We start from the raw sequence: 17352 nt of genomic DNA on the forward strand, positions 1-17352 counted from the left end.
TGATTAGTCACTTTCTTGAGTATGATGAGGGGACGGGGAGGAAAGGCGGACGACTCATGGCCGGCGCTGCTTACTCGCGCTACGTCGCCCTGGGCGACAGTCAGACGGAAGGACTGGGCGACGGGGACGACACCGTCGGCCTGCGCGGTTTCGCCGACCGGTTCGCCGAGCGCCTCGCGGCCCTCGACCCCGGGGTCCGGTACGCCAATCTGGCCGTACGAGGGCATACCGCCGGCCAGGTCCGCGCCGGACAGCTGGGGCCCGCCCTGGCGCTGCGCCCCGACCTGGCCACCGTCGTCGCCGGGGTCAACGACCTGCTGCGGCCCCGGTACGACGCCGCGGAGGTGGCCGGGCACCTGGAGGAGATGTTCGCCGCGCTCACCGGGGCGGGAGCCCGCGTGGTGACCCTGACCTTCCCCGACGTCGGGAAGATCGTTCCCCTCGCCCGGCCCATCAGGTCACGGGTGTTCGACCTCAACACCCGGATCCGCGCCGCGGCCGCCCGTCACGGGGTCGCGGTCGCCGAGACCGGCCGGCAGGCCGTCACCACCGACCCCCGGCTGTGGACGGCGGACCGGCTCCACGCCTGCGCCCTCGGCCACGAACGGATCGCCGCGGCCCTCGCCCACGCGGTCGACCTGCCCGGAAGCGACGACGGGTGGACGCTCCCCCTCCCGCCGCAGCGGGTTGCCACGGGCCGGCGGGCCGTGGCGGCCGAACTCCGCTGGGCGGCCGCCTACCTCGGCCCCTGGCTGGGACGCAGGCTGCGCGGTCGCTCCTCCGGCGACGGCCGCACCGCCAAGCGCCCCCGGCTCCTCCCCGTGAGCGCGCCGAGCGCCCCGCCCGGACCCGAGACCGACAGCGGTCGGCGGCAGTCGTCAGGGGGACGGCCATGAGCCGCCGGCCGGCCGGAGCGCACACCGCGGGTGTCGTGCCCGCCGGCCACGGATGCCGCCCCGGCGACCGGGTCGGCACCCGCCCTCTCCTCTGACCGCAGGCGTCATTCGGCGAGCAGCCTCCGCAGCCAGTCCAGGTGGGCCGCGCGGGCCGACCTGGACAGCGCGGCCTGCGGTGCGAAGCCGTCGAAGCCGTGGAAACCGCCCGGCCAGACATGCAGTTCCGCCACCCCGCCGGCCTGCCAGATCCGGGAGGCGTAGGCGACCACCTCGTCCCGGAAGGTCTCGGCGGACCCCACGTCGAGAAAGGCCGACGGCAGCCCGGACAGGTCCTCGGCGCGGGCGGGCGCCGCGTAAGGGGAGACGTCCGGGCCGCCGCGCCGCTCGCCGAGCAGCGCCGTCCACCCGGTCTCGTTGGCCGTGCGGTCCCAGACGCCGAGGCCCGCCATCTGGTGGCTGGAGGGCGTGTCGTTACGGTCGTCCAGCATCGGGCACAGCAGCAACTGGCCGAGCGGCCGGGGCCCTCGACGGTCGCGCAGCAGCAGGGCGAGGGCGGCAGCGAGGCCGCCGCCCGCGCTGGCCCCGGCGAGCACGATCCGCCCGGGGTCCGCGCCGAGTTCCGCGGCGTGCTCCGCCGTCCACAGCAGACCGGCGTAGACGTCCTCGACCGGCGCCGGATGCGGGTGCTCGGGCGCCAGCCGGTACTCCACGGACACCACGACCATGTCCAGTTCCCGCGCCCGGTCCAGGGCCGTGTCCACGCCGACCCGGTTGTTGCCGAGGATCATGCCGCCGCCGTGCACGTGATAGACGACCGGACGCGGGCGCTCCGGAGCAGGTGACGTGGGCCGGCAGATCAGCAGGGAGATGTCCGGGCAGCCCGGCGGGCCCGGCACCTCGCGGTCCTCGACCTCGAAGGCCCCGTCCAGGGTCAGGTCCAGTTCTGCCAGCAGGGCGATCCCGGGCCCCTGGCGGACGGTCTCGATGTCCTCGGCGGCGAGTCCCGGCTGGATCATCTCCCGGAGCAGCTCCAGGGCGGCGCCGAGTTCGGGGTCGAAGGGCGGCGGTGCGGATGTCATTTGTCTCCTCACGAGGAGCGCGGTCGCGCGGCGGCTCGTGCCGCCCATGATCGGCGCCCGCACCGCCTTCCCGGCCACCGCCGTCCGGCGGGAGCTGACCGCCGTACGGCGGGTGACGGCCACTTCCCGCTCCGCGGCCCGCGGGGGCACGACCTCCGATGCCGGGCGTGACGCCCGCGAACGGTTCCACCGGCGGCGCGGGACCGCGCTACGGCGCTGCGGCGGGGGACGGCGCCACCGGGTGGGACTGCGCTACGGCGCTGCGGCGCTATGGGGTGGGCGCGGCGTCCGCGCGCATCAGTACGCAGTCGAACTCGATCACCCGCCCCGTGGTGGCCTCACGCGTCACGGGGTACATGCCGGTGATGCCGAACCCGGCGGCCTCGTACACCGCGACGGCCTCGCCCATGCCGGGACTGCCCTCGTAGAGCTTCAGCACCGCGACCTCGGACTGCATCCCGACGAACTCCGCGATCCGCTCCCCGGCGCCGGCGAACACCTCCAGGTCGTAGCCCTGGGTGTCCATCTTCAGGTAGGGCCGCGGATCGGCGAGGCCGTCCAGCGCCTCGGTCATGACCTCGTCCAGCCGGCGGACGTGGATCTCCTCGGTGTCGGCCTTCGCGAACCTGCTGTAGCGGCCCTTGCCGTAGTCGCTGGCCGGCAGCAGGGAGTTCATCGTCTTCCAGCCGACGTGGATCTCGGCCGTCGCCTCCGCGCGGCCCAGTCCGCACCGGTACACCTGCCAGTCGGGGTCGTCCGCCGCGGCCTTCTCGAGCCGGGCGAACGTCTCCGAGGTGGGTTCGAAGGACACGATCCGGCCGGTGTAGCCGAGCCCGCGCAGCCGCCTGGCGTACTGGCCGCTGTTGGCGCCGACGTCGAAGACGCAGTTCACGCCGTAGAGCTCCAGCATCGCGGTCACGTGCCGGGTGCAGAGGTACTCGGCGGCCGCCAGCTGGAGTGCGCGTTCGTCCCGGGCGCCCGCGCTCTCCATCAGGAGCAGGGCGCCGGTGTCGCCCAGCCGCACGGCGGCGCCCGCGGCGGCCTCGGACCGGGCCGCGTCCCGGGTCCGGCGCACCACCCACGTGTCCCTGTCCGCGCCGGTCAGCCGGTACGCGCCGACGCGCCGGGAGACCACCGCCGTCCCCGGCCAGAGGTCGGTCACCTGGACGCCGATCCGGGGCATCAGGCCGAGCAGTCGTCGAGAGAGGGTGCGCATCCGTCCAGCCCTATCAGACGCCGCCGGAGGCGGTCCGGGAGTTGAACGACATTCGCCGATCCGATTGCCGGACGAGGAAGCGGACGGACCGGTCCGTGGCGGCCGGTGTCCCTCGACTTCACGGGCCGGGGCCGCCGTGCGTCGGACCCCGTGCGCTGGACCCCGTGGACCGCCCCCGTGATCCGTCCACCGGAGCCCGTACGGCGGGGCGGGGGTACGGCGACAGGGGCCCGGAAACCGCTCCGGACCCCTGTCTCGCCGTGTCGTGCCGCTTCAGGCGGTCACGCGGTCAGGCCGCCGCGACCTCGCCCGCGTGGCCGTGCAGACGGGCCACGACCTCGGTCAGCTGGGCGGCGACCTCGGCGTCGTCGACCGGGTGGGTCTCGGCGAAGCGGGTCAGCGAGCCCGGGATGGAGAGCTTGAGGTCCTCGATGACCCGGCCGCCGGCGATGCCCACGGCCTTGCGGGCCTCGTCCTGCGCCCACACGCCGCCGAACTGGCCGAACGCGGTGCCGACCACGGCGACGGGCTTGCCGCCGAAGGCGCCCGCGCCGTACGGGCGGGACAGCCAGTCGATGGCGTTCTTCAGCACGGCCGGGATGGTGCCGTTGTACTCGGGGGAGAAGAGCAGGAAGGCGTCGGCGGCCTGGGCGGCGGCGCGCAGCTTGGCGGCGGCGGCCGGGACGCTGCCTTCGACGTCGAGGTCCTCGTTGTAGAAGGGGATCTCGGCGAGGCCCTCGAAGAGGTCGACGTCGGCGCCCTCGGGAGCGACCTTGACGGCCGCCTCGGCGAGCTGGCGGTTGGTCGAACCGGCGCGAAGGCTGCCGACGAGCGCGAGGATGCGGACAGACATGGGTACTCCCAGAGGCTGAAACATTGCTGTTACGAATCCGGACCGAGGTCCGTTTAATGTTCTAGCATCCTAACCGGACCACGGTCCAGTTTCATTCCCGATGCTTTACGCTGAGTTCATGTCCGCCGTTCTGCCTCCCTGTCCGGAGTCCGAGGAGAGCCTGACCGAGCCCGAGCTGCTGCACCTGGGCCCGGCGGGCGACGAGCCGTGCCTGCGCGCCGACGCGGCCCGGAACCGGGCCCGGCTGCTGGACGCGGCCGCCCGGCTGATCGCCGAGCACGGCGCGGCCGGGGTCACGATGGAGGCGGTGGCGAGCGCGGCCAACGTGGGCAAGGGCACGGTGTTCCGGCGCTTCGGCGACCGCACCGGGCTGCTGACCGCCCTCCTGGACCACTCGGAGCGCAACTTCCAGGCCGCGTTCCTGAGCGGCCCCCCGCCGCTGGGGCCGGGCGCGGAGCCCGTGGAGCGCCTGCGGGCGTTCGGTGTCGCCATGCTCCGGCGGGCCGTGGACGAACTGGACCTCCAGCTGGCGGCCGAGCCCGGACCGGACCGCCGGTACTCCGTGCCCCCGCGGCGGGTCCATCACAGTCATCTCGTGCTGCTGCTGCGCCAGGCGCTGCCCGACGCGGACGTCGAACTGCTGGCCCACACGCTGATGGGGTATCTCAACCCGGTCCTGGTGCACCACCTCACCCGGCAGTGCGGTATGCCGGCGGCGCGTCTGGAGGCCGGCTGGGGCGAACTCGTCGACCGGGTGACCAGCGGCGTGCCGAGCGTGCCGCCGCCGGTCACGGCCGCGCGGTGAAGAGGTCGACGACGGCCCGCGGGGCGTCCTCGGCGAACAGGGCCGTCGCGCTGCGGGCCGAGTCGGCGGCGGCCGCCGCGCTGCGCGGGAACAGCTTCTCCTCGTAGGCGGCCAGCGCGGCCTCACGCCCGCCCGGGTGCGCCGCCAGGGCCAGCCCCAGTTCGGCGCCGTCCAGCATCGCGAGGTTGGCGCCCTCGCCCGCGAACGGTGACATCAGATGGGCGGCGTCGCCGAGCAGGGTGACCCCGGGGACGCGGTCCCAGCGGTGGCCGACCGGCAGGGCGTGGATCAGGCGCGGCACCAGTGGTCCGTCGGCGTCGGCGACCAGTGCCCGCAGGCTCTTGTCCCAGTCCGCGAAGTGCTCCAGGACGCGCTCCTTGGCCACCTCGGTGTCGCCGAAGTCGATGCCGTCCGCCCACCCCTCGGCGACCCGCAGCGCGGTGTAGACGTGCAGGCCGCCGTCGGGTTCGCGGTGCGCGAGGAACCCCTTGCCGGCCCCGAGCGCGAGCAGGAACCCGCCGCCGACCACCGCGGCGCTCACCGGATGGCGTACGTCCGCGTCCGGCAGGTCCGTCTCCACGAAGGACACGCCCGTGTAGGCGGGCCGGGCGGCGGAGAGCAGCGGTCGGATCCGGGACCAGGCTCCGTCGGCGCCGACCAGCAGGTCCGTGGTGAAGGCGGAGCCGTCCTCCAGGCGCACCTCGTGCCGCCCCTCGCCCAGGGCCCGCGCGCCGGTGACCTTCGCGCCCCAGCGGACCGTGCCCTCGGGCAGCGAGTGCAGCAGCAGGTCGCGCAGGGCGCCCCGGTCGACCTCGGGGCGCCCGCCGGTCCCGTCGTCGGCGTCCTCGAAGCGGACCACCGCGTCCCGGTCGAGGACCCGGGTGGCCTGGCCGCCGGGCATCACCAGGCGTCGGAACCCGTCGTGCAGGCCGGCGGCGCGCAGCGCCTCCTGGCCGGAGTCCAGATGAATGTCGAGCAGACCGCCCTGGGTGCGGGCGGTGGGGGAGGCGTCCAGGTCGAAGACGGCCGCCTTGATGCCGCGCACGTGCAGGACGCGGGCGAGGGTGAGGCCGCCGAGTCCGGCGCCGATGATCGCTACGGGGTGATGCACGGTTCCTCCTGTGGTGGTCATTCGGGTACGGCGGTCCGCTCGATGCCGCTGATCAGCGCCTGGAATCCCCAGGAGACGCGGGCCTCGGGCGGGCCGGAGAGCAGCGGGCCGGCCAGACCCGCGAGGTGCGGACGGTCGTCCTCCGACGCCTCGCGGACCGCCTGCCGCAGGGCGTCCCAGTCCTCCTGGGAGGCCTCGTCGGTGTGTTCGGCGGCCGTCGCGGTGGCGTGCTGGAGCAGCAGGTCCACGCCCCAGGCGGCCTGTGCGGGGGGCACCCGGCCCTCGTCGAGCAGGGCCAGCAGGGTCTCGATCAGGTCCAGGTAGTGCGGGCCGCTGGGCCGGGCGGTGAGCGCGGAGCGGGCGAGGTCCGGGTAGGCGAAGAGCATCGCGGTGTACGCGGTGAGCACCGCCTCCAGCCGCTCGCGCCAGTCGCCCTCGTCCGGCGCGGGGCCGACCGTCCCCAGGAGTTCGTCGAGCACGGCCGCGTGCAGCTCCGCCGTGTTGCGGACGTACACGTACAAAGAGGCCGGGCCGGTGTCGAGTTCCTCGGCCAGGCGCCGCATGGTGAGCTTCCGCAGGCCTTCGGCGCGCAGCACCCTGAGGGCGGCGGCCACGATGCCCTCCCTGGTCAGAGCGGGCTTGGCCGGGCGCTCGCGGCGGCTGCGCGGAGTATCGGGGCGTGCTGTCATGCCTCCACTGTAACGAACATGTTCGTCGCGAACAAGTACGTCACGAACATGTTCGTTGACGGCTCATCGGATTTCGGCGTCCCCCGCCCGGAAGGTCGCTCACAGCTTCTGCCAAGATGCCGTACGTCATGGTGCAGATACCGAACCCGCCCGCGCCGACGATGCCGCCGGCGCCGCGCCCCGTGCCCACGAGCGCCGACGTCGCCCGCCTGGCCGGCGTCTCGCGCGCGACCGTCTCCTACGTCCTGAACAACGCCAGTGCCGTACGCATCAGCGAGCCCACCCGTCGCCGCGTGCACGCGGCCGCCAAGGAACTCGGCTATGTGCCGCACGCGGCCGCCCGCACCCTGCGGGCCGGCCACAGCCGCATGGTCCTGATGCCCACCCTGCCCGTCCCGGCGGGCCCCCTCTACTCCCAGTTCGTGCACGACTTCCAGGGGGCGCTGAGCCGCCTCGACTACACCGTCGTCCAGTACGGCGCCACCGGTCTGCGCGGTGACGACGCGGCCCGGGCCTGGGCCGAACTGCGGCCCGTGGCCGTGCTGGTGCCCAGCCCCGGCGTCGGCCCGGAGGGGGTCGCGGTGCTGAAGCGGTCCGGGGCCCGGGCCGTGGTCACCCTCGGGCCCGAGGCGGTCGAGGGAGCCCGTGCCCTGCTCCTCGACCACGCCGACGTCGGCCGCAGCGCCGCGACCCATCTGTACGCCCGCGGCCGCCGCCGGATCGGGGTGGTCGTCCCGGCCGAGCGCGGTATGGAGATGTTCTCCGCGCCCCGTCTGGCCGGCGCCCGCGAGGCGCTGCACGACACGGACGCCACCGTCACCGAGCTGTCCCTGGCGTACACGGAGGAGGCCGCGGCCGCCCTCGCCGCCCGCTGGTCCGCCCTCGGCCTCGACGCCGTCTTCGCCTACAACGACGAGTACGCCATGCTGCTGATACGCGCCCTCCAGGACGCGGGCGTACGCGTCCCCGAGGACGTCGCCGTCATCGGTGCGGACGACCTGATGCTCGGCCGGCTGCTGCGGCCCCGGCTCAGCACCGTGCGGATCGCGCTGCCCTCCGGCCGTGACCTCGCCTCGCTGGTCGACCGGGCGGTGCGCAGCCCCGCGGCCCTGCCCGAGCCGCACGAGCCGTTCGGGGCCACCGTGGTGCAGCGCGACTCCAGCTGAACTACGGTCGCAGGGGAGGCGTGCCATGCGTGCGACGGTCGGCATCATCGGCGGCGGCCCCGCGGGGCTGCTGCTCGCCCGGCTGCTGCACCGCGCGGGCGTCGACTGCGTGGTCCTGGAGAGCAGGACCCGGCGGTACGTGGAGCGGCGCCAGCGGGCCGGAATGCTGGAGCAGGGCACGGTCGACGCCCTGCGCGAAGCGGGGGCCGCCGGCCGGCTCGACCCCGAGGGCCTGGTGCACCACGGCATCGAGCTGCGTTTCGACCGCGAACGCCACCATCTCGACTTCCCCGTCCTCACGGGCGGCCGCACGGTCACGATCTACGCCCAGACGGAGATCGTCAAGGATCTCGTCGCCCTCCAACTCGCCGACGGGCCGCCCCTGTTGTTCGAGGCACAGGCCCTCGGTGTGGAGAAACCGCTGAGCGGGTCGCCCGTCGTGCGGTTCCTGCACGAGGGCCGCGAACGGACCCTGTCCTGCGACTGGGTGGTCGGCTGCGACGGCTCGCACGGCGTCGCCCGCGCGGCCTTCCCGGCCGCCGCGGGCCGCACGTACACCCACGAGTACCCGTACTCCTGGCTCGGCGTGCTCGCCGAAGTGCCGCCCTCCTGCGAGGAGTTGATCTATGCGCGCCACGAACGCGGCTTCGCCCTGCACAGCATGCGCTCGCCGTGGATCTCCCGGCTCTACCTCCAGGTCCCCAACGGCACCGACCTGGGGGAGTGGCCCGACGACCGGATCTGGGACGAACTCGCCGCCCGCTTCGTCGTCGACGCCGACTGGACGCTGTGCCGCGGCCCGATCATCAGCAGGTCCGTCACGCCGATGCGCAGCCTCGTGCACGAGCCGATGCGGCACGGCCGGCTGCTGCTCGCCGGGGACGCCGCCCACATCGTCCCGCCGACCGGCGCCAAGGGGCTCAACCTCGCCGTGTCGGACGTACGGCTGCTCGCCGGCGCCTTCGCCGAACTGCACGCCACCGGGTCCACGAGGCTGCTGGACGGGTACTCGGAACTCTGTCTGCGACGTGTGTGGCAGGCGACCCGCTTTTCCGACGACATGACTAGGATGTTGCACGCTCAACCAGATGGAGACGCGTTCGACCACCGGATGCAGCTCGCCCGGCTGCGCCGGATCACCGCATCCCGCCACGCCGCCGCCGAACTGGCGGCCAACTACACGGGACTTCCCCTCCCGCTGTGAGGAGCCGCGAGTCCCGCGGGTCACCGATCGGAGAGCCTTCATGCCGCTGCTCGACCCCAAGAACTGGCAGTCCCGCCCCTTGTCGGGTCCCCGGTACACCGTCACCGAGCCCGCCACCGGCGACCCGCTGGGCACCGTCGACCTGGCGGGCGCCGCGGACGTGGGCCCCGCCGCCGAGGCGGCCCGTGCCGCGCAGACCGAGTGGGCGCGGCTCCCTCACTTCGTGCGCGCCGGCGTGCTGCGCAAGGCCGGTGACCTGTTCACCGCACACGCCGACGAACTGCGCGACTGGATCGTCCGCGAGTCCGGATCCATCCCCGGCAAGGCCGACTTCGAGCTGCACGTCGCCGCCCAGGAGTGCTACGAGGCCGCCGCGCTCGCCTCCCGCCCGGCCGGACAGGTCCTGCCCAGCGAGGCGCCCCGGCTGTCGTACACCCGGCGGGTGCCCGTCGGCGTGGTGGGTGTGATCTCCCCGTTCAACGCCCCGCTGATCCTGTCGATCCGGTCCGTCGCGCCCGCCCTCGCGCTCGGCAACGCGGTGGTCCTCAAGCCGGACCCGCGCACGGCGGTGTGCGGGGGACTGGCCCTGGCGGCGGTCTTCGCCGAGGCGGGCCTGCCCGAGAACCTGCTGCACATCCTCCCGGGCGGCGCGGACACCGGCGCGGCCCTGGTCGCCGACCCGCTCGTGCCGGTGATCTCCTTCACCGGCTCCACCGGAGCCGGCCGGGCGGTCGGCGAGGCCGCGGGCCGCCACCTCAAGCGGGCCCACCTGGAACTCGGCGGCAACTCCGCCCTGATCGTGCTCGAGGACGCCGACCTGGACGCGGTGATCTCCACGGCGGCCTGGGGCTCCTTCTTCCACCAGGGCCAGATCTGCATGACCACCGGCCGCCACCTGGTCCACGCCTCCCTCTACGAGGAGTACGTGGAGCGGCTCGCGGCGAAGGCCGACGCCCTCGCCGTCGGCGACCCGCACCGCGCCCAGGTCCACCTCGGCCCGCTCATCGACGACGGCCAGCTCGCCAAGGTGCACGGCCTGGTGGAGGCCAGCACCGCGGCCGGCGCCAAGCTCGCCGCGGGCGGCAGGCACGAGGAGCTGTTCTACCGGCCGACCGTCCTCGCGGGCGTCGACGACGACACACCCGCCTACGCGGAGGAGGTCTTCGGCCCCGTCGCACCCGTACGCGCCTTCGCCACCCCGGACGAGGCGGCGGCGCTGGCCGCGCGCAGCCCCTACGGCCTCTCGCTCGGCATCGTCACCCGGGACGCGGCCCGCGGTCTCGACCTCGCCGAACGCGTCCCGACCGGCATCGTGCACATCAACGACCAGACCGTGAACGACGAGGCCGTCGCGCCCTTCGGCGGGGTCGCCGCCTCCGGCACCGGCGCCCGTTTCGGCGGCGAGGCCAACCTCGAGGCATTCACCGACGTGCGCTGGACGACGGTCCGCGCGGACGTGGCGCCGTACCCGTTCTGAGGACCCCCGCTCCGGCGACTCCCCGCTCCGGCGACTCCCGCTCCGGCGACTCCCGCTCCGGGGACCCCCGCTCCGGGAGTCCGGTCCGGGGGCTCCTCGACTACTCGCCCTGGGCGGCCGGGGTGCCGTCGGCCCCCGCCGCCGCCTTGGCCTGCTCCTCCTCGATCGACTTGCGCACCTCGTCCATGTCCAGCTCGCGCGCCTGTCCGATGACGTCCGTGAGGGCGGCCTCGGGCAGGGCGCCCGGCTGGGCGAACACGGCGACCCGGTCGCGCACGATCATCAGCGTCGGGATCGACTGGATGCCGAAGGCCGCGGCCAGCTCCGGCTGCGCCTCCGTGTCCACCTTGCCGAACACCAGGTCCGGGTTCTCCTGCGCGGCCTTGTCGTAGACCGGGGCGAACTGACGGCACGGGCCGCACCAGGACGCCCAGAAGTCGATCAGGACGAAGTCGTTGTCGGTGACCGTCTGGTCGAAGTTCTCCTTGGTGAGCTCCACGGTGCTGCTCATGGCGTGATTCCCTCTTCCCGGTACTTCCTGCCAGGGTCCCCTGACATGGGGTGAAGCCGTCCTCGACAACGCGGCCGGCCCGACACGTATTCCGCGCCCCTACCCGTGTGGCCACCCCGCACACCACCCACCAGACTGACCCCATGACGGAAACGGAAACCAACCTGTACGACGTGGTTGTGCTCGGAGCCGGGCCCGTGGGGGAGAACGTCGCCGACCGCACCCGTGCGGCCGGCCTCACCACCGCGGTCGTGGAGAGCGAACTGGTCGGCGGCGAGTGCTCGTACTGGGCCTGTATGCCCAGCAAGGCCCTGCTGCGCCCGGTGATAGCCCGCGCGGACGCCCGCAGACTGCCCGGCCTGCGCCGAGCGGTGCAGGGTCCGCTGGACACCGAGGCGGTCCTCGCCCGCCGCAACTGGTTCACCGGCGACTGGACGGACGACGGCCAGGTCGACTGGATCAAGAGCATCGGCGCGGACCTGTACCGCGGCCACGGACGGCTGACCGGCCCGCGCACGGTCACGGTGGGGGACAAGGTGCTGACCGCCCGGCACGCGGTCGTCGTCGCCACCGGGACCCGGGCGGCGCTGCCCGACCTGCCGGGCCTCGCCGAGGTCAGGCCCTGGACGAGCAGGGAGGCCACCAGCGCCCAGTCCGCGCCCGGCCGGCTCGTCGTGGTCGGCGGCGGAGTCGTCGCCACCGAGATGGCCACCGCCTGGCAGGCCCTGGGCTCCCGGGTCACGCTCCTCGTGCGGGGCAAGGGCCTGCTGGACCGGATGGAGCCGTTCGCCGGCGAACTGGTCGCCGCGGCGCTCACCGAGGCCGGCGCCGATGTCCGCACGGGCACCTCGGTGGCGTCGGTGACCCGCACCGACGGCACCGTCGTGGTCGTCACCGACACCGGTGAGCGCATCGAGGCCGACGAGATCCTCTTCGCCGTCGGCCGCGCCCCGCGCACCGACGACATCGGCCTGGACACGGTCGGCCTGGCACCCGGCTCCTGGCTCACCGTCGACGACAGCCTGCGGGTCACCGGCACCGACTGGCTCTACGGGGTGGGCGACGTCAACCACCGCGCCCTCCTCACCCACCAGGGCAAGTACCAGGCCCGGATCGCGGGCGCCGCCATCGCCGCCCGCGCGGCCGGCACCGACCTGCCGGAGAACGACCCGTGGAGCGCCCACGCCGCCACGGCCGACCACGCGTCCGTCCCCCAGGTCGTCTTCACCGACCCGGAGGCGGCAGCCGTCGGCCTCTCGCTCGCCGAGGCGGAACAGGCCGGACACCGGGTGCGGGCCGTCGACGTCGACATGTCGTCGGTGGCCGGAGCGGGTCTGTACGCCGAGGGCTACCAGGGCCGCGCCCGGATGGTCGTCGACCTGGAGCAGGAGATCCTGCGCGGCGTCACCTTCGTCGGCCCGGGGGTCGGGGAGCTGATCCACTCGGCGACCGTCGCGGTCGCCGGCCAGGTCCCGCTTGCCCGGCTGTGGCACGCCGTCCCGTCCTACCCGACGCTCAGCGAGGTGTGGCTGCGGCTGCTGGAGGCCTACCGGGACAACTGACGCGATGCGACCGACGGGGCCCGCCGCCTAGGGCAGTTCGAACCCCAGCGCCCTCGCGGCGGCGTCCGCCGTCGGCTGCGCCCAGCGTTCGAGGACGGCCTCATTGGCCGAGAGCGAGCGCGGTTCGGCCCGGTCGAGGTAGAGCAGCCCGTCGAGGTGGTCCGTCTCGTGCTGGACGATACGGGCGGGCCAGCCGGCGAACACCTCGTCCAGCGGCCGGCCGTGCTCGTCCGCGCCCGTGAGCCGCACCTCGGCGTGCCGGGCCACCACCGCCTGGTAGCCCGGCACGCTCAGGCAGCCCTCGAAGAAGGCGGCACGCGCGGAACCGACCGGCTCGTAGGCCGGGTTGACCAGGACCCGGAACGGCTGGGGCACCCGGCCGCGGGCCAGCCGCACCTCCTCCGGCACCGGCGCCGGGTCCTCGACGACCGCGATCCGCAGGTCCACCCCGACCTGCGGGGCCGCCAGGCCGACACCCGGCGCCGCGCGCATGGTGACGCGCAATGCCTCGACGAACCGGGCCAGCAGAGCGGGGTCGAGCTGGCCCTCGTAGCGCGGGGTGCCCGCCCGCAGGACCGGGTCCCCGGCAGCGACGATCGGCAACGGGCCGCCGGGGGCGAGGAGTTCCTCGATCCGGTCGGCAAGGGGCGCGCGGGGACTGGGAGATGCCATCGGGCCAGCATGCCATGACCGCACGCTCTGTGACGCGCGTCACTTGAAGTGACGGGAACTCGATGCCGTCCGTCACCGACTACTGGTGCGTCACGGCTGGAAAACGTCCCCCGGGCCGCTGTCCCCGACCCACTCCTCCTGCCTCCGGAGAAGCCCCACCATGTCCACCGCTCCCTCGACCACCACGGACGAGGCCCCGCACACCGCGGCGCCCGCGCCCGAGTCCCGCGGTCCCTGGGCCCCGCTGCGCCCGCTGATACTGCGTCTGCACTTCTACGCCGGCGTGTTCGTGGCGCCGTTCCTGCTGGTCGCCGCCGCGACCGGATTCCTGTACGCCGGCGCGTTCCAGGCCGAGAAGCTGCTGTACTCCCATGAGTTGACCGTGCCGGTCGGCGACCGTCCGCTGTCGATCTCCGAGCAGGTGGACGCGGCCCGCACGGCCTACCCCGAGGGCACGGTCTCGGCCGTCCGCCCCTCCCCGCAGGACGACGCCACCACCCGGGTGATGCTGTCCGGCGTCAAGGGCGTCGACGCCACCCACACCCTCGCGGTGTTCGTCGACCCGTACACGGGCACCGTGCGCGGCGCCCTGGAGCAGTACGGCTCCACCGGCGCGCTGCCCCTGCGCACCTGGATCGACGAGTTCCACCGCGATCTGCACCTCGGCGAGAACGGCCGCCTCTACAGCGAACTCGCCGCCAGCTGGCTGTGGGTGATCGCGGGCGGCGGTCTGGTGCTCTGGTTCTCCCGGCGACGCGCCCTGCGCAAGGTCCGCGGCACCACCGGACGGCGCCGCACCCTGGGCCTGCACGGCACCGTCGGCGTCTGGGCCGCCGTCGGCTTCCTCTTCCTGTCCGTGACCGGGCTGACCTGGTCCACCTACGCGGGCGCCAACATCGACGTCCTGCGCACCTCGCTGGGCCAGGCCACCCCGTCGGTCTCCGCGGCCGCGGGCGGCGGCGAGCACGCCGGTCACGGGACGGCCGCGGGCGCGGGCGGGGACGCCGGGGACGGCGTCGGCCTCGACGAGATCCTCGCCGCCGCGCGGGCCGAGGGGCTGGGCGACCCGGTCGAGATCGTCCCGCCCGCGGACGCCTCCTCCGCGTACGTGGTCAAGCAGGTGCAGCGCGGCTGGCCCGAGAAGCAGGACGCGGTGGCGATCGACCCGGCCACCGGCGAGGTCACCGACGTGCTGCGGTTCGACGACTTCCCGCTGCTCGCCAAGCTGACCCGCTGGGGCATCGACCTCCACACCGGCGTGCTGTTCGGCCTGGTCAACCAGCTCGCGCTGATGGCTCTCGCGGGTTCCCTGATCCTGCTGATCGTGTGGGGATACCGGATGTGGTGGCAGCGCGGCCGGGGTTCCGCCTTCGGCCGGCCGATCCCGCGCGGTGCCTGGGCGCAGGTCCCGCCGTACGTCCTCGTCCCGCTGATGGCGGGCATCGCCGTGATCGCCTACTTCGTTCCCCTCCTCGGCGTACCGCTCGCCGGCTTCCTGGTCGTGGACGTCGTCCTCGGCGAGATCGCGCACCGGCGGGGGCGGCGGACGGCCGTCTGAGCGGTCCCGCGCCGGACCCGTACCGGTCCCGCGCCGGACCCGTACCGGTCCCGCGCGGAAGCGGCCCGGCGGTGGAGGTCACCGCCGGGCCGCGCGTCGTCCCATCGCTGCGGGCTCAGGCCTCGGGGAAGTCCCCGGCCAGCGCCGAGGCGAGCCGCAGATGCGGTCCCGCCTCGATGTGCCGCCCCTGTCGCTCCAGGGTGCGGCCCAGCATCAGCCGGGCATAGTGCTCCACCGGGTCCCGCTCGACGATCAACCGCAACTCGTTCTCCGCGCGCAGCAGTTGGGCCGAGTGGTAGTAGGCGCGGGCCAGCAGGAGCCGCGGTCCGGTCTGCTCCGGCACCTCCTCGACCAGCCCGACCAGCACCCGCGCGGCGGCGGCGTACTCCTTCGCGGCGAAGAACAGCCGCGCCCGCTCCCACCGCTCGGCCGGCGTTCCGTGGGCGTAGTAGGCGGTGTTGTCGGTCGTCTCGTATGTCGTGTCCACTCGTGCCTCCTTCGAGGCCGACAACCGGGTGTGGTGGTTGAATATTCCACTAACCGGGAGGCGCTACCCGGCCGGTGCCTCCGTGGCCGGGCCGTCGCCCGCCGAGGTGGGGTCGAGCGGCACGTCGAGCAGGAGGGACAGTTCGGCGGTGAGGGTGCGGGTGCGCGGGCTCTTCAGTCCTCCGAGCGGTTCCAGGAGCTGGTCCAGCAGTCCCCGGACCACCTTGACGGCCCGCCGTGTCACGTCCTGCCCCCGCTCGGTCAGGGCGAGCTGCACGGCGCGCGGGTCGCGGGGGTCCCGGGTGCGCTCGATCAGGCCGGCGGTCTCCAGGGCGCGCGCCAGCTTGGAGACGTAGAGCGGCTCGAGGCCGGTGTGGTCGGCGAGGCGGCGCTGGCTGGGCCGTTCGCCGGCGTGCTGCATCCCGTACAGCGAGGCGACCAGGGAGTACTGGGCGTGGGTGAGGCCGAGCGGGGCCACCGCCCGGTCCACGGCGACGCGCCACTTCGTCGACAGCCGCCACACCAGAAAACCGGGCGTCGCCCCTTCGGAACCCCTGCGCTCGATCATGGGCGATAGATTACATGGCTACTATGTCCGAGGCTTCTCATGGTGTCTCACGGCTTCCGGCGACTTCCGGCGGCGGGGCCGCCACCTGAGCGAAAGAGGGGGAAGTGCCCGTGCACGGAGTGCCGTTGACCGAGCGGGTCATCGAGGTGGTGCGCCGCGATCCGGCCGCGAGCGCGCTGCCGTACCTGCTGCCCTACCTGAACGTGCCCTGGGTGGAAGGGGGCGTCCCCAGGCCGATGGCCGAGGACGCGCTCGAGCGGGCCGCGTTCCCGTCCGGGCGCCCCCTGTCGCCGAGCCTGCGTGCCTGGCTGGCCTACGACACCGGCCTGCTGGAGCGGCACGGATGGTTCACCCCGGACGGCGCCTTCGCGCCACGGCCGCTCGACCGGCTGGTCGGGGACGAGATGGGCGCCTTCTGGGGCGAGATGTTCGGGTGGCTGTCGGGACGCTTCTCCGAGTGCTTCCTCCTGCCCGGCGGATCGGACTCGCGACGGATCCTGGCCGTCACCGAACCGGACGGGGAGGGCGAGTACCCGGTGCTCGCCCTCGACCTGGACGACATGCCGTACCTCGGACTCATGTACCCGGGCTTCGACGTCTACCTCGCCGACACGGCGGGCCTCGTCGCCCACGCGGACGAGGAGCGCGGCTACACCGCCCTGTTCGGCGACGGGACCTACGGGCCCCGGCTGCGCGGCCACGCGGCCCGGTGCTTCGCGGGGGAGGAGTGCGTGGAGTTCCCCTTCGAGTCCGCCCGGGTGTACGCCGAACTCGGCCCCGAGCCGGGACGGGCCGACACCGGGGACGGCGCCCGGGACGGGGTCTGACCCGCGTCGCCGCGTAGGACACGGAAACCCGGCGGGGCCGACGATCCCGCGAGTCGCGCCGCCGACCCGTCGCGCGTCGCGCGTCGACGGCTCCGGCTCAGGCCTCGGGCGGGGCGGTGGCGAACTCCCTCGCCAGATGGCCGGTGTCCAGTCGCAGCCGCAACGCGTTCCGGCGGCGCGCCGAGGCGAGGGCGGCCTGGAGGGGGGACGGGGGCACCGCCAGGACCGGGCAGACGGCGTGGGCCAGGCAGTAGCGGCCGGTCGACGGCCACAACGCGCGGTGCAGCAGGCCGCGCCGTCCGGCGCCGAGCACGAGGAGGTCGTCCTCCCGGTCGGCGGTCCCGACCAGTGCCGGACCGGGGGTGCCGCGTGCGACGAGGGCCCGGGTGGGCACCCCGTGACCGCCCCCGCCGAAGACCTCGCGCAGGGCGTCGCGCAGCCTCTCGCGCGCCAGCCGCTCCCAGTCCTCGGCCAGCACGGCCGCGGACGTCGACCTGCGGACGGCGAACTCGCCGCCCGGCGGCTCCCAGACCAGCACCGGCCAGAGCTCGGCTCCCCGGTGCCGTGCCTCGTCGGCGGCCCGGCCCAGGGCGGTGAGACTCCCCGGTGAGCCGCTCACCCCCACGACGACACGGGGGGCCGGGGACGGGCGGGACTCGGGCATCGCATCCT

Annotated in this window: 18 protein-coding genes; 8 read left to right on the forward strand and 10 right to left on the reverse strand. The window is 74.2% G+C overall.

Going from position 1 to position 17352, the window contains the following annotated elements:
- Positions 1–56 precede the first annotated feature (56 nt).
- Positions 57–896: an SGNH/GDSL hydrolase family protein gene (locus AOQ37_RS09370; protein WP_062643161.1), complete on the forward strand. Its 840-nt coding sequence runs from the start codon at positions 57–59 to the stop codon at positions 894–896.
- A 104-nt stretch (positions 897–1000) separates the two neighbouring features.
- Here AOQ37_RS09370 and AOQ37_RS09375 read toward each other — a convergent pair whose 3' ends face one another.
- The 3 genes from AOQ37_RS09375 to AOQ37_RS09385 all read right to left on the reverse strand — a co-directional run bounded on the left by AOQ37_RS09375 (position 1001) and on the right by AOQ37_RS09385 (position 4044).
- Positions 1001–1975, reverse strand: a complete 975-nt coding sequence (locus AOQ37_RS09375; RefSeq protein WP_062643594.1) for an alpha/beta hydrolase — start codon at positions 1973–1975, stop codon at positions 1001–1003.
- Between the two features lie 268 nt (positions 1976–2243).
- On the reverse strand, positions 2244–3191 hold the full coding sequence (locus AOQ37_RS09380) for an FkbM family methyltransferase (protein WP_062643163.1): 948 nt from the start codon (positions 3189–3191) through the stop codon (positions 2244–2246).
- A gap of 289 nt (positions 3192–3480) precedes the next feature.
- On the reverse strand, positions 3481–4044 hold the full coding sequence (locus AOQ37_RS09385) for an NAD(P)H-dependent oxidoreductase (protein ID WP_062643164.1): 564 nt from the start codon (positions 4042–4044) through the stop codon (positions 3481–3483).
- Between the two features lie 100 nt (positions 4045–4144).
- On the opposite strand from AOQ37_RS09385, the gene AOQ37_RS09390 reads away from it, so the two are divergent.
- Positions 4145–4849 (forward strand): TetR/AcrR family transcriptional regulator, encoded by a 705-nt coding sequence (locus tag AOQ37_RS09390; RefSeq protein WP_062643166.1) that lies wholly within the window; start codon positions 4145–4147, stop codon positions 4847–4849.
- Here AOQ37_RS09390 and AOQ37_RS09395 read toward each other — a convergent pair.
- Together AOQ37_RS09395 and AOQ37_RS09400 are read right to left on the reverse strand one after the other, a co-directional pair.
- Positions 4833–5981, reverse strand: a complete 1149-nt coding sequence (locus tag AOQ37_RS09395) for an FAD-dependent oxidoreductase (RefSeq protein WP_062643168.1) — start codon at positions 5979–5981, stop codon at positions 4833–4835. The two genes, AOQ37_RS09390 and AOQ37_RS09395, sit on opposite strands and share 17 nt — an antisense overlap.
- Positions 5978–6649, reverse strand: a complete 672-nt coding sequence (locus AOQ37_RS09400) for a TetR/AcrR family transcriptional regulator (protein WP_062643170.1) — start codon at positions 6647–6649, stop codon at positions 5978–5980. Before AOQ37_RS09400 ends, AOQ37_RS09395 begins: the two co-directional genes overlap by 4 nt.
- A 116-nt stretch (positions 6650–6765) precedes the next feature.
- On the opposite strand from AOQ37_RS09400, the gene AOQ37_RS09405 reads away from it, so the two are divergent.
- From AOQ37_RS09405 to AOQ37_RS09415, 3 genes are read left to right on the forward strand one after another with little or no spacing between them, the layout of a single operon-like run.
- Positions 6766–7815 (forward strand): LacI family DNA-binding transcriptional regulator, encoded by a 1050-nt coding sequence (locus AOQ37_RS09405; protein ID WP_062643172.1) that lies wholly within the window; start codon positions 6766–6768, stop codon positions 7813–7815.
- Between the two features lie 25 nt (positions 7816–7840).
- Positions 7841–9019: a 4-hydroxybenzoate 3-monooxygenase gene (locus AOQ37_RS09410; RefSeq protein ID WP_062643175.1), complete on the forward strand. Its 1179-nt coding sequence runs from the start codon at positions 7841–7843 to the stop codon at positions 9017–9019.
- A 40-nt stretch (positions 9020–9059) separates the two neighbouring features.
- Positions 9060–10496 (forward strand): aldehyde dehydrogenase family protein, encoded by a 1437-nt coding sequence (locus AOQ37_RS09415; RefSeq protein WP_062643177.1) that lies wholly within the window; start codon positions 9060–9062, stop codon positions 10494–10496.
- A gap of 100 nt (positions 10497–10596) precedes the next feature.
- Here the strand turns inward: AOQ37_RS09415 and trxA are convergent, their stop codons facing one another.
- Positions 10597–11007: a thioredoxin gene (gene trxA, locus AOQ37_RS09420; RefSeq protein WP_062643179.1), complete on the reverse strand. Its 411-nt coding sequence runs from the start codon at positions 11005–11007 to the stop codon at positions 10597–10599.
- A 143-nt stretch (positions 11008–11150) separates the two neighbouring features.
- On the opposite strand from trxA, the gene AOQ37_RS09425 reads away from it, so the two are divergent.
- A complete protein-coding gene (locus AOQ37_RS09425; protein ID WP_062643181.1) occupies positions 11151–12569 on the forward strand; it encodes a dihydrolipoyl dehydrogenase family protein in 1419 nt (472 codons plus the stop codon).
- Between the two features lie 27 nt (positions 12570–12596).
- Here the strand turns inward: AOQ37_RS09425 and AOQ37_RS09430 are convergent, their stop codons facing one another.
- The gene (locus AOQ37_RS09430) at positions 12597–13241 is read right to left on the reverse strand and encodes a peptide deformylase (protein ID WP_062643183.1); all 645 of its coding nucleotides are present in this window, start codon (positions 13239–13241) and stop codon (positions 12597–12599) included.
- Positions 13242–13401: 160 nt separating this feature from the next.
- Between AOQ37_RS09430 and AOQ37_RS09435 the strand changes: the two genes are divergently transcribed.
- Positions 13402–14799 (forward strand): PepSY-associated TM helix domain-containing protein, encoded by a 1398-nt coding sequence (locus AOQ37_RS09435; RefSeq protein WP_062643186.1) that lies wholly within the window; start codon positions 13402–13404, stop codon positions 14797–14799.
- Between the two features lie 115 nt (positions 14800–14914).
- Here the strand turns inward: AOQ37_RS09435 and AOQ37_RS09440 are convergent, their stop codons facing one another.
- Together AOQ37_RS09440 and AOQ37_RS09445 are read right to left on the reverse strand one after the other, a co-directional pair.
- Positions 14915–15286: a tetratricopeptide repeat protein gene (locus AOQ37_RS09440; protein WP_062643188.1), complete on the reverse strand. Its 372-nt coding sequence runs from the start codon at positions 15284–15286 to the stop codon at positions 14915–14917.
- A gap of 63 nt (positions 15287–15349) precedes the next feature.
- On the reverse strand, positions 15350–15853 hold the full coding sequence (locus AOQ37_RS09445) for a MarR family winged helix-turn-helix transcriptional regulator (protein WP_062643190.1): 504 nt from the start codon (positions 15851–15853) through the stop codon (positions 15350–15352).
- Positions 15854–15957: 104 nt separating this feature from the next.
- Here AOQ37_RS09445 and AOQ37_RS09450 point away from each other — a divergent pair, with 104 nt between their 5' ends.
- Positions 15958–16680, forward strand: coding sequence for a hypothetical protein (locus AOQ37_RS09450; protein WP_234436847.1), 723 nt, complete (start codon positions 15958–15960; stop codon positions 16678–16680).
- 97 nt (positions 16681–16777) lie between these two features.
- Here AOQ37_RS09450 and AOQ37_RS09455 read toward each other — a convergent pair whose 3' ends face one another.
- Positions 16778–17344 carry a universal stress protein gene (locus AOQ37_RS09455; RefSeq protein WP_062643194.1) on the reverse strand — a complete coding sequence of 189 codons (567 nt, stop codon included), beginning with the start codon at positions 17342–17344 and terminating at the stop codon, positions 16778–16780.
- Positions 17345–17352: the final 8 nt, after the last annotated feature.

Origin of the sequence: Streptomyces maremycinicus, assembly GCF_001184025.1 — a bacterium.
Lineage (GTDB): Bacteria > Actinomycetota > Actinomycetes > Streptomycetales > Streptomycetaceae > Streptomyces > Streptomyces maremycinicus.

Excerpts from the sequence above, each read along its gene's own strand:
- AOQ37_RS09370 (WP_062643161.1), top strand. The coding sequence starts at position 57 with ATGGCCGGCGCTGCTTACTCGCGCTACGTCGCCCTGGGCGACAGTCAG.
- AOQ37_RS09375 (WP_062643594.1), bottom strand. The coding sequence starts at position 1,975 with ATGACATCCGCACCGCCGCCCTTCGACCCCGAACTCGGCGCCGCCCTG.
- AOQ37_RS09380 (WP_062643163.1), bottom strand. The coding sequence starts at position 3,191 with ATGCGCACCCTCTCTCGACGACTGCTCGGCCTGATGCCCCGGATCGGC.
- AOQ37_RS09385 (WP_062643164.1), bottom strand. The coding sequence starts at position 4,044 with ATGTCTGTCCGCATCCTCGCGCTCGTCGGCAGCCTTCGCGCCGGTTCG.
- AOQ37_RS09390 (WP_062643166.1), top strand. The coding sequence starts at position 4,145 with ATGCTTTACGCTGAGTTCATGTCCGCCGTTCTGCCTCCCTGTCCGGAG.
- AOQ37_RS09395 (WP_062643168.1), bottom strand. The coding sequence starts at position 5,981 with ATGACCACCACAGGAGGAACCGTGCATCACCCCGTAGCGATCATCGGC.
- AOQ37_RS09400 (WP_062643170.1), bottom strand. The coding sequence starts at position 6,649 with ATGACAGCACGCCCCGATACTCCGCGCAGCCGCCGCGAGCGCCCGGCC.
- AOQ37_RS09405 (WP_062643172.1), top strand. The coding sequence starts at position 6,766 with ATGCCGTACGTCATGGTGCAGATACCGAACCCGCCCGCGCCGACGATG.
- AOQ37_RS09410 (WP_062643175.1), top strand. The coding sequence starts at position 7,841 with ATGCGTGCGACGGTCGGCATCATCGGCGGCGGCCCCGCGGGGCTGCTG.
- AOQ37_RS09415 (WP_062643177.1), top strand. The coding sequence starts at position 9,060 with ATGCCGCTGCTCGACCCCAAGAACTGGCAGTCCCGCCCCTTGTCGGGT.
- trxA (WP_062643179.1), bottom strand. The coding sequence starts at position 11,007 with ATGAGCAGCACCGTGGAGCTCACCAAGGAGAACTTCGACCAGACGGTC.
- AOQ37_RS09425 (WP_062643181.1), top strand. The coding sequence starts at position 11,151 with ATGACGGAAACGGAAACCAACCTGTACGACGTGGTTGTGCTCGGAGCC.
- AOQ37_RS09430 (WP_062643183.1), bottom strand. The coding sequence starts at position 13,241 with ATGGCATCTCCCAGTCCCCGCGCGCCCCTTGCCGACCGGATCGAGGAA.
- AOQ37_RS09435 (WP_062643186.1), top strand. The coding sequence starts at position 13,402 with ATGTCCACCGCTCCCTCGACCACCACGGACGAGGCCCCGCACACCGCG.
- AOQ37_RS09445 (WP_062643190.1), bottom strand. The coding sequence starts at position 15,853 with ATGATCGAGCGCAGGGGTTCCGAAGGGGCGACGCCCGGTTTTCTGGTG.
- AOQ37_RS09455 (WP_062643194.1), bottom strand. The coding sequence starts at position 17,344 with ATGCCCGAGTCCCGCCCGTCCCCGGCCCCCCGTGTCGTCGTGGGGGTG.